Raw genomic sequence first — 13,967 nt, 5'->3', positions numbered from 1 at the left:
TTGCCGCCATCGAATAACCAGCTTTTTAATACATGTTTCCATAATGGAATAACCAAAGTGATTAAATACCATTTCTATTCATTACTGTGAGTCAGTAGACTCGCGCCCCAATTCATTAACCTGGCTGACTAAAGAGGTGACAGATGCCATTGATACTTTTACTCGTACTACTGGTGCTGTTCAGCCCGTTGGCCATCGACATCTACCTGCCCGCCATTCCGCAGATGGCTGAACAGCTCGGGGCGGAAGTGACCCTGATGCAGGGCACCATCACCTGGTTCCTGTTCAGCATGGGGCTGGGACAACTGTTGGTCGGTCCGCTGGCCGACCGTTATGGCCGCAAACCGGTTGCTCTGGGCGGCGTACTGCTCTACGGTCTGAGCGCGCTGGGCGCAGGGTTTGCCGCCAGCCTCGGCGAGTTGATGCTGGCGCGAGTACTGCAGGGCTTTGGCGCCTGCGCCACATCGGTCGCCGCCTTCTCGGTGGTGCGTGACAGCTATGGCCCGAAAAAGAGCGGCCAGATGATCTCCTATCTCAATGGCGCCATCTGCTTTATCCCGGCCCTCGCCCCCCTGCTCGGTGGCTGGCTCACCGCCAAGGCGGGCTGGTCGGCCAACTTCTGGTTTATGGCCGGTTATGCGCTCATCGTCGGCAGCTGGCTGCTGTGGCGGATGCCGGAAACCCGCCCTGAGGAGACCCGCAGCGAAGGGGCCCTCATCAGCTGGTCGCGCTACAGCCCGGTACTACGCTCCCCCGGCTTCCTGTTCAACGCGGCGCTGTGCATGCTGGCGATGGCGGTGATCCTCGCCTATGTCACCGCTGCGCCGGTACAACTGATGGTGAAGCTGGGACTGGATATGAGCGGCTTTAGCTACTGGTTTACCGCCAACGCCGCGCTCAACATTCTGGCCTGTTTCATGGCCCCACGCTTTATTGCCAAAGTGGGGCCAAGACGCACCCTGCGTATCGGCCTGCTGGTATTGATGCTCTCGGCCATAAGCCTCACTCTGGCGATGCACATCGAACATCCGCTGGCAATGATGGGACCGGTATTCCTCTCCAGCATCGGCTTTGCCATGATCCTAGGTTCGGCCGCCGGGATGGCACTGGCACCATTCGGCCACTGCGCCGGTACCGCCGCCGCCCTGCTCGGCCTGTTCCAGATGAGCGGCTCTGGTGCTCTGGTCGGCCTGACCGGCGCCCTGATGCACGACCCGCTCAGCCAGCTGGCACTGCATATGTGGCTGCTGTTGCCACCGCTGGTGATGCTGATGACACGCCGCGGACGCCGCTTGTGTTTGCAATAAATCCTGTGCTCTGATGCACACTCCGGGGGCCATCGGCCCCCTTCTTGTTTGTCACTCGACGTCAGCGGAGAACCCCGATGAGCCACTCTCTCAACGCCGCCCTGGTGGGCTATGGCTTTGCAGGCAAAACCTTCCACGCCCCCTTCCTCTCCACCACGCCCGGTCTGTCCCTGAGCTGGGTGGTGAGCCGCGATGCTGCCAAGGTGCAAGCCGATCTGCCCGGCTGCCGGGTCGGTTCGCTGGAACAGGTGCTGGCCGATGGCTCGGTCGATCTGGTAGTGATCGCCACCCCCAACGATACCCATGCCCCCCTCGCCCGTCAGGCGCTGCTGGCAGGCAAACATGTGGTGATCGACAAGCCGTTTGCACTGGATCTGGCCGAAGCGGCAGAGCTGGTCGAGCTGGCCGAAAAGCAGCAGCGACTGCTCAGCATCTTCCACAACCGCCGTTGGGACGGGGATTTTCTCACCGTGCGCCGTTTGATTGCCGAGGGGACGCTGGGGCAGATCGCCCAGTTCGAGTCGCACTTCGATCGCTATCGCCCCGAGGTTCGCCAGCGCTGGCGCGAAGCGGGTGGCCCGGGTTCCGGCCTCTGGTTCGATCTCGGCCCCCATGTGCTGGATCAGGCGCTACAGCTCTTCGGCCAACCGGACTGGCTACAGGCAGACCTTGCCGGACAGCGCCCCGGCGCCCTGGCTGATGACTACTTCCATGTGGTGCTGGGCTATGGTGAACGGTCTGGCGAGATGCGAGTGATCCTGCATGGCAGCTGTCTGGTATCGGCCACCATGCCCCGCTTTGTCATTCACGGCAGTCAGGGCTCGTTCGTCAAATTCGGTATGGATGTGCAGGAAGATCAGCTCAAGCTGGGCAAGCGGCCACCGGCAGCGGATTGGGGGCTGGATAGCGAACCCGGTCAACTCAGTCGTATCGTGGATGGCCAATTGCAGCAACAGAGCCTGACCGGCGCAGCGGGGGATTACGGCGCCTACTACCGCGGTGTCTGTGCCGCCATCAGAGGTGAGGGAGATAACCCGGTACCGGCTGCGGAAGCGTTGGCGGTGATGGCACTGCTGGACCTTGCCCGCGAGAGCAACCGCTTGGGGCAACGGCTGAGCTGTCAGAAGCTGTCTGACTAACGCGGTGCAGCTTGCCGCTCTGACAGATATGGATACCGTTTAAACTGCCAATCAACATCAATAACTTGGTGGTTTATTGTGCATCAACCACAAATAAGCGGCATCTTGTATTGATATCAGTCGTTGCAGTGGAGCTTTTTATCCACTGCACGAAAAAATGTCATTGTGATATCCGTTTTCATCGGTAACCAATGGGGCTATATTGCGCCCGCCTCCCTGAGTCCCGGCCTCTTGTTTTATTCCGGGTCACGGTGGGCGCAGTGATGGTTGTTTCGACCATCTCTCCATCTTTTTTTGAGGGAATGCACATGAACAAAGTACTGGTAGCCGGTATCCTGGGTCTGATGTTGACTGCTTGCGGTCAGAAAGAAGAAAAAGCTGCCGCGCCTGCTGCTGCTCCGGCCGCCGAAGTTGCTGCAACTGTAGAAAAAGCCGCTAGCGAAGCCACCTCTACTGTAGAGAAAGCCACCTCCGAAGCGACTGCAACCGTTGAAAAAGCTGCTGACGAAGCGGCTACCAAGGTTGAAGCTGCAGTGAGCGATGCCAAGGCCAACTAAGCCTGCACCTCATTGAAAGACGGGCCCCATGGGCCCGTTTTTTTATCTGACAATCAGGGCGCCGGATTAATCAGCGAGGTGAGGATGTGATCCTCCCAGCGGCCATTGATCATCAGATACTCCCGCGCATACCCCTCCCGCTCGAATCCGAGTCGCTCCAGCAAGGCGCCGCTACGCAGGTTGGCGGGCATGTAGCAGGCCATGATGCGATGCAGTCCCTGCTCGCGAAACAGATAGTCGATGGCGGCAGTCAGGATCTCCTGCATCAGCCCCTGCCCCTCATGCTGCCGGTCGATGGCATAGCCGAGGTGACACGCCTTGAAGATCCCCATCATGATGTTGCTGAAGTTGCAGGTGGCGATCACCCGCTCACCAGACGGATCGAGCGCCACCAGATTGACGCCGGTACCGTTGAAAAACTGGCTGTAGCTATCCTGCAGCCGGTTATGCCAGTAAGAAAGGGTGTAGAAATGGTCGTCGCGCAGCGGCTCCCACGGGGTAAGGTGGTCGCGATTGCGCCGGTAAAAGTCGAGGATCATAGGGGCCTGATCGGGGGTCAGCAGCGTCAGGTGGGCTCGCGGGGTTTTGATATGGGGTAGCGCCATCAGGAGTCTCTCTGCCCAAGCCATTCGTCGCGCAGCAGGCTGTAGTGAACATGATCCACGACCCGGGAACCCAGCCGCTCCGCGCGCCGGGTAATCCCCTCCTGCTGCATCCCGAGCCGCTCGCAGACGGCTCTGCTGGGCTCATTGTCGGTCGCGGCAGTGATCTCCACCTTCTCCATCCCCATCTCCTCAAAGGCGTGATGGATCAGCGCATGACAAGCCCGGGTAATGATGCCGTTGCCCTGCCAGCGCTCCGCCAGCCAGTAGCCGATGACCACCTTGCCCAGATCGTGATCGATGCTGTTGTAGCCAATGACCCCAACCACCTCCCCCTGATACTCGATGGCGGTGGTCAGCCCCTCGCCACGGGCAAACTTCTCGATGGCATGACGGATAAAAGTTGCGCTGTCGGCTGGACGCAAAATGAAAGGGGGCCAGGGCAGCCATTGGGAAAGGTACTCCCGGTTGTCATTGCAGAGGGCAAACAGCTCGCTCGCCATGTCTGGCTGCAAGAAGAGCAGCGCAAGCTCGTCGTCCAACTGCCATGAAAACATGGGATTCTCCTTTCAAATCAGTGATCAAATAGCGAATCAGCACCCAATGTAGCCAATCGCCACTGGCCGCGCCAGCCACTTTTACGGCCCCCCTCCGGCAGGCTTCGCAGAGGGTGACAGCGCACGTACTCTCCTCCCTCAAAAGAGGAGGGTGGGAGTCTGAAACCGGATAATGCTCTCCACATGACGCCGATAAATGCCCCCCAAACGGCACTTTGGCAGATCCTGCTACCCCTTTGTGCTGCGCTGTCACTTTTGACAGGGGGCACTTTCCCCCACCGGCACTAGCTTCAAAACGCCCGACCTTCGGTCGGTTTATCAACCTCATCGATTTAAGGAAAGAAGAGATGAATAAAATTTATCTGGCCGTTGCGCTGGCCTGCTGGGGAAGCGCCGCACTGGCGGCGCAAGAGGTAGAGATCAACGTAACGGCAAACGGCATCCGGGCCATGACAGGCCTCAGTGCCGCGAGTGGTACCTTGCAGCTGGAAGATGGCGAGTTTCGTCAGGTGCGGGTGGTCAAGCTGCCCAATGGCCAGCAGCGGATCCGCTACGAGCAGGTCTGGAACGGCATCCCGGTAATGGGTCAGGTGGTGGTAGCTGACAAGAGCCTGAACGGCCAGCTGCAACAGGCCAGCGGGCGCATGCTGCGCCAGATCGATCAGGATGTGGCAAGCCCGGTCGCCACCCTCTCGCCACAGGATGCCGCCAGCAAGGCCAAGGCGGGCAGCAAGGGGAGCAACGAGCAGGTCAAACTCTACGTGATGCAGGATGAGAACGGGCTGGCCCGGCTGGTTTATCAGGTCTCCTTCATCGCCGAAGGTGACAAGCCGAGCCGCCCCTTCGTCATTCTTGATGCCCAGAGCGGTGAGGAGCTCAAACGCTGGGAGGGGATCAACCACAAGGACGCCAGCGGCCCGGGGGGCAACATCAAGACCGGCAAATACGTCTACGGCACCGACTTTGGCCCGCTCATCGTGGATGACAACTGCCGGATGACCAGCCCCAACGTCGATACCATCAACCTCAACCACGCCACCTCAGGCGGTGCCATCCACCAGTTCACCTGCCCGGAGAACCGGGTCAAGGAGATCAACGGCGCCTATTCGCCCCTCAACGACGCCCACTACTTCGGCAACGTGGTGTTCGACATGTACCGCAACTGGTACAACACGGCGCCCCTCACCTTCAAACTGAAGATGCGGGTTCACTACAGCAAGAATTACGAGAACGCCTTCTGGGATGGCAGCCAGATGACCTTCGGTGACGGCGCTACCACCTTCCACCCGCTGGTGAGCCTTGATGTGGCGGCTCACGAGGTGAGCCACGGCTTTACCGAACAGAACTCCGGGCTGATCTATTCAGGACAATCCGGCGGCATCAACGAGGCCTTCTCCGATATGGCGGGTGAAGCGGCCGAGTTCTACATGAAGGGGAGCAACGACTGGCTGGTCGGCGCCCAGATCTTCAAGGGCAACGGCTCCCTGCGCTACTTCGAGGATCCGACCCGGGATGGCAGGTCCATCGGCCATGCGGCGGATTATCAGGAGGGGATGGATGTACACCACAGCTCCGGGGTCTATAACCGCGCCTTCTACCTGCTCGCCACCAGCAGTGGCTGGAACACCCGCAAGGCATTTGAAGTCTTCTTGCTGGCCAACCGCCTCTACTGGGGCGCCAACACCAACTATCAGCAAGGGGCCTGCGGCGTCAGCCGGGCGACCGCCGATCTGGGTTACAGTCAGGCGGATGTGGCACGGGCCTTCCAGACCGTCGGGGTCGATGCCAGCTGCGGCAGCACGCCGCCACCGAGCGACAACGTGCTGCAAAACGGCGTGCCGGTGAGCAACCTCGCCGCCAGCAAGGGTGGCAAACTCAACTACACCCTGAACGTACCGGCGGGCACCAGGTCGCTGCAGATCAGCAGCAGCGGCGGTACCGGTGATGCCGATCTCTACGTCCGCTTTGGCAGCGCCCCCACCAGCAGCAGTTACGACTGCCGCCCCTACAAGGGGGGCAATAACGAAAGCTGCTCGTTCACCAATCCCAAGGCGGGCACCTGGCATGTGCAGCTGTCAGGGTTTGCAGCGTTCAGTGGCGTGACCCTCAAGGCCAGCTACTGATCCACCCGGTGCGGGCCTTGTCCCGCATCGCTCTACTCATTGCGCCACCGTTTCGCCAGCGTGCGGGCGGTGGCCAACACGGTTTCCCGGGCCGGGTTGGGCCGCTTGCCACCTCGCCAAGCCATCATCACATCCCAATGCTCTTGCGGCAGATTGCGCACATCGAGCCTGACCAGCCGCCCCACCTCCAGATCCCGCTTGATGGCCAGCTCCGGCATCAGGGTGATAAACCCGTGTTCCAGCGCCAGATCCCGCGCCGCACTGGCGGGCTGCACCGCATGCAGGGGGCTGGCGGCCCGCCGCAGCCGCCGCAACTGCTGGATAAAGACGTCACACCCCGGCCCCCATACCTGAGGCGCCAGCCGCTGGTCGGCAATATCCTCCAGGGTGAGGCCGTGACAACCGGCCAGCGGATGCAATGGCGAGGCGATAGCGATAATGGGGGAGCAGCAGAGCAGCTCCATCTGCAGGCCAGCAACCGGCGGGCGCTTGAGTACAAAGCCGATATCGGCCTCCCCGGTCAGCAGCGACTGCATGATCTCGCCGGAGTGATCCGTGGTGCAGCGGATTTCGAACGGCTCGTCCACCAGCTCCATCAATAGCGAGCCAAACACCACCGAAGTGAGGGATGGCAGGCTGGAGAGACGGATACAAGGCAGCGCAGGCGCCCCCTGCAGTGCCAGCCGCCCTTCGCTCAGGATCGCCAGCGCAGAGCGGGCCGATGGCAGAAACTCCTCGCAGGCACGGGTCGGCGTCACCCCGCGCCGATGACGCTGAAACAGCGGCGCCCCGAGGCTCTCCTCCAGCTGGGCAATCCGCTGGCTCACGAGCGGCTGTGACCAGCCACGAATGGCCGCCGCCTGACTGAAGCTGCCCAGCTCGGCCACATCCAGCAGCAGTTGCAGATCGTCCAGATCCATAGACATAAATAATCCTGATATGAAATATAGGTAGTTGTCGTCTACCACTATATCTAAACCCTCTCCAGAATGAAGGTATCTGTGAATGAGAGGGCGTTATGGTCGATAGGGCGAGGTTTTGGGGGCGTTGGTTTCTGGCGCTGGATACCACACTGGTGATCCTGGGTTTCTTTGTGGTGATGCCGATGATCAGCCTGCGCTTCGTCGATCAACTCGGCTGGGCGGCCGGTCTGGTGGGGCTGGCCCTCGGCCTGCGCCAGCTGACCCAGCAGGGACTGGGGATCTTCGGCGGCTCCCTCGCTGACCGCTTTGGCGCCCGCCCGCTCATCGTCACCGGCATGCTGTTGCGCGCCGTCGGCTTTGCCACCCTGGCCTGGGCCGACAGCGGTGCCATGCTGATCTTCTCCTGCTTCCTCTCCGGACTGGGCGGTTGCCTGTTTGACCCGCCACGGGCCGCACTGGTGATCAAATTTACCCGTCCCCATGAACGGGGCCGCTTTATCTCCCTGCTGATGATGCTGGAGAGCGCGGGAGCCGTCACCGGTGCCCTGCTAGGCAGCTGGCTGCTGCGCTTTGACTTCACCTATGTCTGCCTGCTGGGTGCCGGGCTCTTCACTCTGGCGGCCCTGTGCAACTGGACCCTGTTGCCCGCCTACCGCCTCTCGGTCAAACCGACTCCGATGCGGGAAGGGTTGGGGCAGGTGCTGGCGGATCGCGCCTTCTGCCGACTGGTGCTGATCCTGAGCGGCTACTACATGCTGTGGGTACAGGTGATGCTGATTTTCCCCATTCTGGTCAAGCAGCTCTCTGGCACCACCACGGCAGTGGGCTGGATGTACAGCCTGGAAACGGCGCTGTCACTGGCGCTGCTCTACCCTATCGCCCGTTTCAGCGAGCGGCGCTATCGGCTGGAGAGCAGGCTGATGGCGGGTATCCTGCTGATGACGGTGGGGATCGGGCTGGTCGCTTTCGTCAACACCCTCTCCGGCATCTTCGTGCTGCTGGCCTGCTTCTATCTGGGGATCATCATCTGCGAACCGGCCCGGGAGACCCTGATGACCCGGCTTGCCAACCCCACAGCCCGCGGCAGCTACATGGGCTTCAGCCGCCTCGGGCTGGCGCTGGGGGGCATGACCGGCTACGTGGGCGGCGGCTCCCTCTATGACTTCTCGCTGCAACAGGGACAACCTGCCCTCCCCTGGCTGGTGCTGGGCACCATAGGCGTCGCCACCATGTTGCTGCTCGTCCGCTGCTTCTCCCGCCGCCCGGAGCTGACCATCAGAGCCGCCGCCTGACGCCCCCCTGCCTACGGCAGCCCCGCCAACGGTGCTGCCGCTTACCCCATATTCTGCAAGCCATCACAGCAAAAGGTTGCGAATTACAACTTTTACGCTATTTTAGTTGTCATGCACAACTAAAAAGGAAACCACGATATGGATCCCCGTCCCCTGCGCGCCCTGTCGCGCGATCTGGTTCGCGAACTCGGCATGCTCTCCCAGCAGTGCGGCAATCTGGCCCTCACCCCCATCGAGGCTCACCTGCTGATCGAGCTGGAAAACGCCCCGGCCACCAATCAGCAGCTGGCAGAAAAGCTGCACATCGACAAATCCAACGCCAGCCGTCCGCTGGCACGCCTCGCCGAGCGGGAGCTCATCAGCTGGCACCCGCACCCCTCCGACGGCCGCAGCAAGGAGGCCCGCCTCACCGTCAACGGTCAGGGGATGCTGCTGGAGTTGCACCGGGAGATGGACGGGGCGATGGAAGAGATGCTGGCGCAGTTGAGCCTGCCCGAGCGGGAACAGTTGTGGCAAGGGTTACGTCTCTATCGCAGCGCCCTCTCCCGCGCCCGTCGCCAGCGGGGTTACCAGATCCGCCCCATCACGGCGGCGGACAATGCCCAGATCGTCTTGGTGATCCGCGCCGTCTCGGCCGAATATGGCCTCACCGCCGACAAAGGGTATGGGGTCTCGGATCCCAATCTCGACACCCTCTCCCAGAGCTATCAGGGGGAGAAGAGCCGCTACTGGGTTATCGAAGGGCCGGACGGTTCCATCCTCGGCGGTGGTGGTATCGCGCCATTGGCAGGAGAAGAGGGAGTCTGCGAGTTGCAGAAGATGTACTTTATGCCCGCCCTGCGCGGACTGGGCCTTGGCAAGCGGCTGGTGTTGCAGGCACTGGATGCCGCTCGTGGTTTGGGCTATCGCCGCTGCTATCTGGAGACCACTGAGGTACTGCGCGAAGCCACCAGCCTCTATGAATCACTGGGCTTTGAACACCTGCCCGGCCCCCTTGGCTGCACCGGCCACGGGGATTGTGAGATCTGCATGGTGTTAGACCTAGCGCTCTAAAGTGATAGCGGCAAGCAGGAGTCTCCCCTGCTTGCCGCTTCGTTTACTGCGGCAACGCCACTACCCGGAATCGCTCCAGCACCAGCGTGGCGTGCTCATCAAATTCTCTCCCTTCCGCCTTCATCTCGCGTTCGAAGAAAGCCTTGTGCGCCTCGTGCCACCAAGCCAAAGAGCCATCTCCCTCCCCTTCCTCGGCGGCAAACGCAGCATCAATCTCATCGAATGGACACAAGGTGACTGACACCAGTTCAACCAGAGCCTTGGGCAGACCACTCCAGTCGGTTACCACCAGTAGGTCCCCCTGTTCCGGCATCCGCTCGCCCTTCTCCAGATACCAGTAAGCGAGGCTACAGGTTGCTCGCTTGCGGCCTGCTGCTACCAGCGCGGCACAGAGGTTGGCATTGTGTGCATCAGCACAGAAGTAGTCCGCTGAGACATGACGAGCCCGTGCTGCCACCGGCAGGGATAACAGATAACTCTCAGCCAGAGCCGAGCAGGCAGGATTCATCGATTCAACCATCACCTCTCCTTGATGCATAAAAAAATCCCGCCATCTGGCGGGATTTGGTAAGCAGTATCAGTGCTCGCGAGTCTGGCGGAACTCGACGTCCGGGTGGCGCTCCTGGGCCAGGCGCAGGTTGACCATGGTCGGTGCGATATAGGTGAGGTTGTCACCGCCATCGAGGGCCAGGTTGACCTCGTTCTTGCGCTTAAACTCTTCGAACTTCTTGACGTCGGTCCCTTCCACCCAGCGGGCGGTGGAGACGTTGACCGCCTCGTAGATGGCCTCGACGTTGTACTCGCTCTTCAGACGAGAAACCACCACGTCAAACTGCAGCACACCGACCGCACCGACGATGAGATCGTTGCTGATCAGCGGACGGAACACCTGTACCGCCCCCTCTTCGGAGAGCTGGACCAACCCCTTGAGCAGCTGCTTCTGCTTGAGCGGATCGCGCAGGCGAATGCGGCGGAACAGTTCCGGTGCGAAGTTCGGGATACCGGTGAACTTGAGATCCTCACCCTGGGTGAAGGTGTCGCCGATCTGGATGGTACCGTGGTTGTGCAGACCGATGATGTCACCGGCGAAGGCGTCTTCCGCCTGCTCACGGTCACCGGCCATAAAGGTCACGGCGTCGGAGATGTTCACATCCTTACCGATACGCACGTGGCGCATCTTCATGCCCTTGGAATAGGTGCCTGACACGATACGCATAAAAGCGATACGGTCGCGGTGTTTCGGATCCATGTTTGCCTGGATCTTGAACACGAAACCGGAGAACTTCTCCTCGGTCGCCACCACTTCGCGGCTCTCGGCCTTGCGCGGCATGGGAGACGGCGCCCAGTCGGTCAGGCCATCCAGCATGTGGTCAACACCGAAGTTACCCAGTGCGGTACCGAAGAAGACCGGGGTCATCTCGCCAGCGATAAAGGCATCGTGATCGAACTCGGGAGAGGCGCCCTGCACCAGTTCCAGCTCGTCACGCAGCTGCTGGGCCAGATCTTCGCCGACGGCGGCATCCAGATCCGGGTTGTTCAGTCCCTTGACCACCCGCTTCTCCTGGATGGTGTGGCCCTGACCGCTCTGATAGAGATATGTCTCATCCTTGTAGAGGTGATAGACACCCTTGAAGGATTTGCCGCAGCCGATAGGCCAGGTGATCGGGGCGCACATGATCTTCAGCTCGCGCTCGACTTCATCCATCACTTCCATCGGATCGCGCACTTCGCGGTCCAGCTTGTTCATGAAGGTGAGGATGGGGGTATCACGCAGACGGGTGACTTCCATCAGCTTGCGGGTCCGGTCTTCAACACCCTTGGCGGCGTCGATGACCATCAGGCAGCAGTCGACCGCCGTCAGGGTACGGTAGGTATCTTCAGAGAAGTCCTCGTGACCCGGGGTATCGAGCAGGTTGACCAGACAATCGGCATAGGGGAACTGCATCACCGAGGTAGTGATGGAGATACCACGCTGCTTCTCCATCTCCATCCAGTCGGATTTGGCGTGCTGGCCCGAGCCACGGCCCTTGACGGTACCGGCGCGCTGAATGGCCTGTCCGAACAGCAGGACTTTCTCGGTGATGGTGGTTTTACCCGCATCCGGGTGCGAAATGATCGCAAAAGTGCGTCTCTTGGAGACTTCACTCAGAAATTCAGCTGACATAATTCAACGTTCTTCTATTGAGCGGTGGCATCGGCCACCGTGGGAATAAATCCGGAATGCCGCTCACGGCACATGTATACGCAACGAAAGCCACGCCAGCTGGCGTTTTGCCAACCTGGTGGAGAGAGGGAGGAGGGTTGCGTTACATGGGTCTTCTCGCCTGAGTCAAAGCAAAATTGCGCGACATTATACCCGCGCGAGTGAAAAATACCCAGTCCGTCAGTCGTCTGTTTCCACCCGGTTGCGCCCGGCCCCTTTTGCCCGGTAGAGAGCCTCATCCGCACGCCGGATCAACGCGGCCAGATCCTGATCATCATCGCGCTGGCAGGCACACCCGATGCTGATGGTCACCGGATGGGACAAACCGGGCAACGCCCGTTGGCCGACCCTGGCGCGGATCCGCTCAGCCAAACGGGACGCCTCCTCCAGCCCCGTCTCCGGCAGCAGTGCCAAAAACTCCTCTCCACCGGTACGGCCCAGCAGATCCTGCTGCCGCAACTCTCTTGCCACCATTCTGGATACCCACTGCAGTACCCGATCTCCCTGATGATGACCCAGCGAATCGTTGATCCGCTTGAAGTGATCGATATCAAAAAGCAGCAGAGAAAAGGGCATTCGCTGCCTGCGGGCCAGCTCAAAGTGCTCGCGCCCATCCACCAGCACCCGACGCCGGTTATCGATGCCGGTCAGCTCATCGGTAAAGGCCAACCGATGCATCCGACGATTGCGCTCCAGCAACCACCTCATCGTCAGCAGAGCCACTCCACCGCAGAGCACCATCACCACCAGCAACCAGAAGCGACGCTCCTTGATCTGCGCCAGCTCCTGCCGCTGCAACTGCTGCTCGACCCGCAACCGCTTGTTCTCTTCCGCCTGGCGAGTCAGTTCAAACTGGCCGCGCACCCAGGCTGTACTCTGCTCTCGCTGCATCTGGTCGAGGCGCTGCTCTTGCACCAAATGATCCCGCAAGGCCGCCAGCGCAGCCGGATAGTCCCCTTGCAGCTCGAATGCTTCGCTGCGCACTGCGTAGAGATCCATCAGGTAACGAGTGTGCCCCTCAGCCTTCAGGATCGGTTCAATCTTCGCCAGTGCGCTCAAGGCCGGGACCGGATCCCGCATTTTCACCTGCAGTTTGGCCATTACCAGCTCGAGATGGGCGTGGAGGATAGGATCAACTTCAGGGGTGAGCACGCCTGCTGCCTGCGCCAGCAAGCGTCCGGCCTGCTCCAGGCGCGCCAGACCGAGCAGAGCCTCCGCCAGCATCACTTGACGATCCGCATGTTCAATCCGGTACTCGGGTTGTTGCAAAAAGGCGAGACTACGTTCGAGCTCCTGCTGCGCTTCCTGATAGCGCCCCGTCTCCAGATAGACCAGAGCCAGCTGCTCTCTCATCCTGGCCAAACCGAACCCGTCATGGTTGTGGGCAAAGTGTTCATGCAACCGGTTCAGGGTAGTGAGAGACTCGGCATAGAGACCCATGCGGCGAAACGCGGCGGCAATCTCGAGCTGCGCCCGGTTATACCAGGTGGTCAATCCCAACCGTTCGTAGATGTCGTGCGCCCTAGTGAGATCCACCAGCCCCTGCCCTGACGCCCCCTGAAACGACAACATGGCTCCCCGGTGGGACAGCGCCAGCGCCTCCAGCTTGAGCACAGCGGCCTCCCCTGCCAACCGCAGCCCCTCATCATAATCCCGACGGGCCTGTGCCACCTCGCCGAGCAGCTGATTGAACCAGCCACGACAGATGAGCAACTCGGCAATGGCTGCGTCATCTCCCCGTTGTTGAGCCAGCACCAGTTGGCTGTCGGCATACGCAATCGCACGGCGAGACGCCTGGATGTCATCGGCAGATTGGGCCCAGCAAGCCAGACGACTGATCCGCATCAGCTGGGACGGTGGATAGTCGCTGCCATCCCGCAGCAAGCGAGCAACGCGTTCCCGCAGCAACTCGATAGGCTGATGGACCTGCTCCATCTCCTCCAGTTCATTTTCCAACTGCTCGGGGGACAAGGGTCTGGCTGCCAGCCCGAATACCGCCAGCAACAGCAGCAAGGCAAGTCGGCTCATAAACACTCCGGATGAATGGGGAAAGAGCAGCAGGCGACCCGATACCGGAAAATCACCCTGTAACAACGGCTGTAAAGGCTACCGCAAGGAGAGAGGACTTGAATGGGTTTCATCTCACATTTTACAGCAATATCATAACGTTGGAATGAGGAGGGGGATACAGAGCGAAAGAGGGGGCTGGCT

Annotated in this window: 12 protein-coding genes; 6 read left to right on the top strand and 6 right to left on the bottom strand. The window is 60.7% G+C overall.

The features are described from left to right. The first annotated feature begins 143 nt into the window (after positions 1 to 143). The 3 genes from G5221_RS10080 (at position 144) to G5221_RS10070 (ending at position 3,003) form a co-directional block, all read left to right on the top strand. On the top strand, positions 144 to 1,307 hold the full coding sequence (locus tag G5221_RS10080) for a multidrug effflux MFS transporter (RefSeq protein ID WP_421263178.1): 1,164 nt from the start codon (positions 144 to 146) through the stop codon (positions 1,305 to 1,307). Positions 1,308 to 1,384: 77 nt separating this feature from the next. Further along, complete coding sequence (locus G5221_RS10075) at positions 1,385 to 2,446, top strand: oxidoreductase (protein ID WP_421263177.1); 1,062 nt, start codon at positions 1,385 to 1,387, stop codon at positions 2,444 to 2,446. A gap of 308 nt (positions 2,447 to 2,754) precedes the next feature. Beyond that, entirely contained in the window at positions 2,755 to 3,003 is a 249-nt protein-coding gene (locus G5221_RS10070) for a hypothetical protein (RefSeq protein WP_042030661.1), read from the top strand. A 53-nt stretch (positions 3,004 to 3,056) separates the two neighbouring features. Here G5221_RS10070 and rimJ read toward each other — a convergent pair whose 3' ends face one another. Next, positions 3,057 to 3,608 (bottom strand): ribosomal protein S5-alanine N-acetyltransferase, encoded by a 552-nt coding sequence (rimJ, locus tag G5221_RS10065; RefSeq protein WP_124242200.1) that lies wholly within the window; start codon positions 3,606 to 3,608, stop codon positions 3,057 to 3,059. Further along, complete coding sequence (locus G5221_RS10060) at positions 3,608 to 4,162, bottom strand: GNAT family N-acetyltransferase (protein ID WP_033112982.1); 555 nt, start codon at positions 4,160 to 4,162, stop codon at positions 3,608 to 3,610. Before G5221_RS10060 ends, rimJ begins: the two co-directional genes overlap by 1 nt. Before the next feature lie 347 nt (positions 4,163 to 4,509). On the opposite strand from G5221_RS10060, the gene G5221_RS10055 reads away from it, so the two are divergent. Continuing rightward, positions 4,510 to 6,285 (top strand): M4 family metallopeptidase, encoded by a 1,776-nt coding sequence (locus tag G5221_RS10055; protein WP_266134775.1) that lies wholly within the window; start codon positions 4,510 to 4,512, stop codon positions 6,283 to 6,285. 32 nt (positions 6,286 to 6,317) lie between these two features. On the opposite strand, the gene G5221_RS10050 is transcribed toward G5221_RS10055, so the two are convergent. Next, positions 6,318 to 7,211 carry a LysR family transcriptional regulator gene (locus G5221_RS10050; RefSeq protein ID WP_005349020.1) on the bottom strand — a complete coding sequence of 298 codons (894 nt, stop codon included), beginning with the start codon at positions 7,209 to 7,211 and terminating at the stop codon, positions 6,318 to 6,320. Positions 7,212 to 7,303: 92 nt separating this feature from the next. Between G5221_RS10050 and mdtH the strand changes: the two genes are divergently transcribed. Both mdtH and G5221_RS10040 read left to right on the top strand, forming a co-directional pair. Then, a complete protein-coding gene (gene mdtH / locus G5221_RS10045) occupies positions 7,304 to 8,500 on the top strand; it encodes a multidrug efflux MFS transporter MdtH (RefSeq protein WP_421263176.1) in 1,197 nt (398 codons plus the stop codon). Positions 8,501 to 8,638: 138 nt separating this feature from the next. After that, on the top strand, positions 8,639 to 9,553 hold the full coding sequence (locus G5221_RS10040) for a bifunctional helix-turn-helix transcriptional regulator/GNAT family N-acetyltransferase (RefSeq protein ID WP_266134773.1): 915 nt from the start codon (positions 8,639 to 8,641) through the stop codon (positions 9,551 to 9,553). A 43-nt stretch (positions 9,554 to 9,596) separates the two neighbouring features. Here G5221_RS10040 and G5221_RS10035 read toward each other — a convergent pair whose 3' ends face one another. The 3 genes from G5221_RS10035 to G5221_RS10025 all read right to left on the bottom strand — a co-directional run bounded on the left by G5221_RS10035 (position 9,597) and on the right by G5221_RS10025 (position 13,784). Next, a complete protein-coding gene (locus G5221_RS10035; RefSeq protein WP_266134772.1) occupies positions 9,597 to 10,073 on the bottom strand; it encodes an ASCH domain-containing protein in 477 nt (158 codons plus the stop codon). Between the two features lie 57 nt (positions 10,074 to 10,130). After that, positions 10,131 to 11,717, bottom strand: coding sequence for a peptide chain release factor 3 (gene prfC / locus G5221_RS10030; protein WP_005340517.1), 1,587 nt, complete (start codon positions 11,715 to 11,717; stop codon positions 10,131 to 10,133). Positions 11,718 to 11,936: 219 nt separating this feature from the next. Then, positions 11,937 to 13,784, bottom strand: a complete 1,848-nt coding sequence (locus G5221_RS10025; RefSeq protein WP_266134771.1) for a diguanylate cyclase — start codon at positions 13,782 to 13,784, stop codon at positions 11,937 to 11,939. Positions 13,785 to 13,967 lie beyond the last annotated feature (183 nt).

It is taken from the genome of Aeromonas sp. 602200 (assembly GCF_049173895.1).
GTDB lineage: Bacteria > Pseudomonadota > Gammaproteobacteria > Enterobacterales > Aeromonadaceae > Aeromonas > Aeromonas veronii_A.
The sequence above is the reverse complement of the archived record's forward strand: the minus strand, read 5'-3'. Positions and strand labels throughout refer to the sequence as shown.

Excerpts from the sequence above, each read along its gene's own strand:
- G5221_RS10060 (WP_033112982.1), bottom strand. The coding sequence starts at position 4,162 with ATGTTTTCATGGCAGTTGGACGACGAGCTTGCGCTGCTCTTCTTGCAG.
- G5221_RS10050 (WP_005349020.1), bottom strand. The coding sequence starts at position 7,211 with ATGTCTATGGATCTGGACGATCTGCAACTGCTGCTGGATGTGGCCGAG.
- G5221_RS10080 (WP_421263178.1), top strand. The coding sequence starts at position 144 with ATGCCATTGATACTTTTACTCGTACTACTGGTGCTGTTCAGCCCGTTG.
- G5221_RS10040 (WP_266134773.1), top strand. The coding sequence starts at position 8,639 with ATGGATCCCCGTCCCCTGCGCGCCCTGTCGCGCGATCTGGTTCGCGAA.
- G5221_RS10025 (WP_266134771.1), bottom strand. The coding sequence starts at position 13,784 with ATGAGCCGACTTGCCTTGCTGCTGTTGCTGGCGGTATTCGGGCTGGCA.
- G5221_RS10055 (WP_266134775.1), top strand. The coding sequence starts at position 4,510 with ATGAATAAAATTTATCTGGCCGTTGCGCTGGCCTGCTGGGGAAGCGCC.
- G5221_RS10070 (WP_042030661.1), top strand. The coding sequence starts at position 2,755 with ATGAACAAAGTACTGGTAGCCGGTATCCTGGGTCTGATGTTGACTGCT.
- G5221_RS10075 (WP_421263177.1), top strand. The coding sequence starts at position 1,385 with ATGAGCCACTCTCTCAACGCCGCCCTGGTGGGCTATGGCTTTGCAGGC.
- rimJ (WP_124242200.1), bottom strand. The coding sequence starts at position 3,608 with ATGGCGCTACCCCATATCAAAACCCCGCGAGCCCACCTGACGCTGCTG.
- mdtH (WP_421263176.1), top strand. The coding sequence starts at position 7,304 with ATGGTCGATAGGGCGAGGTTTTGGGGGCGTTGGTTTCTGGCGCTGGAT.
- prfC (WP_005340517.1), bottom strand. The coding sequence starts at position 11,717 with ATGTCAGCTGAATTTCTGAGTGAAGTCTCCAAGAGACGCACTTTTGCG.
- G5221_RS10035 (WP_266134772.1), bottom strand. The coding sequence starts at position 10,073 with ATGGTTGAATCGATGAATCCTGCCTGCTCGGCTCTGGCTGAGAGTTAT.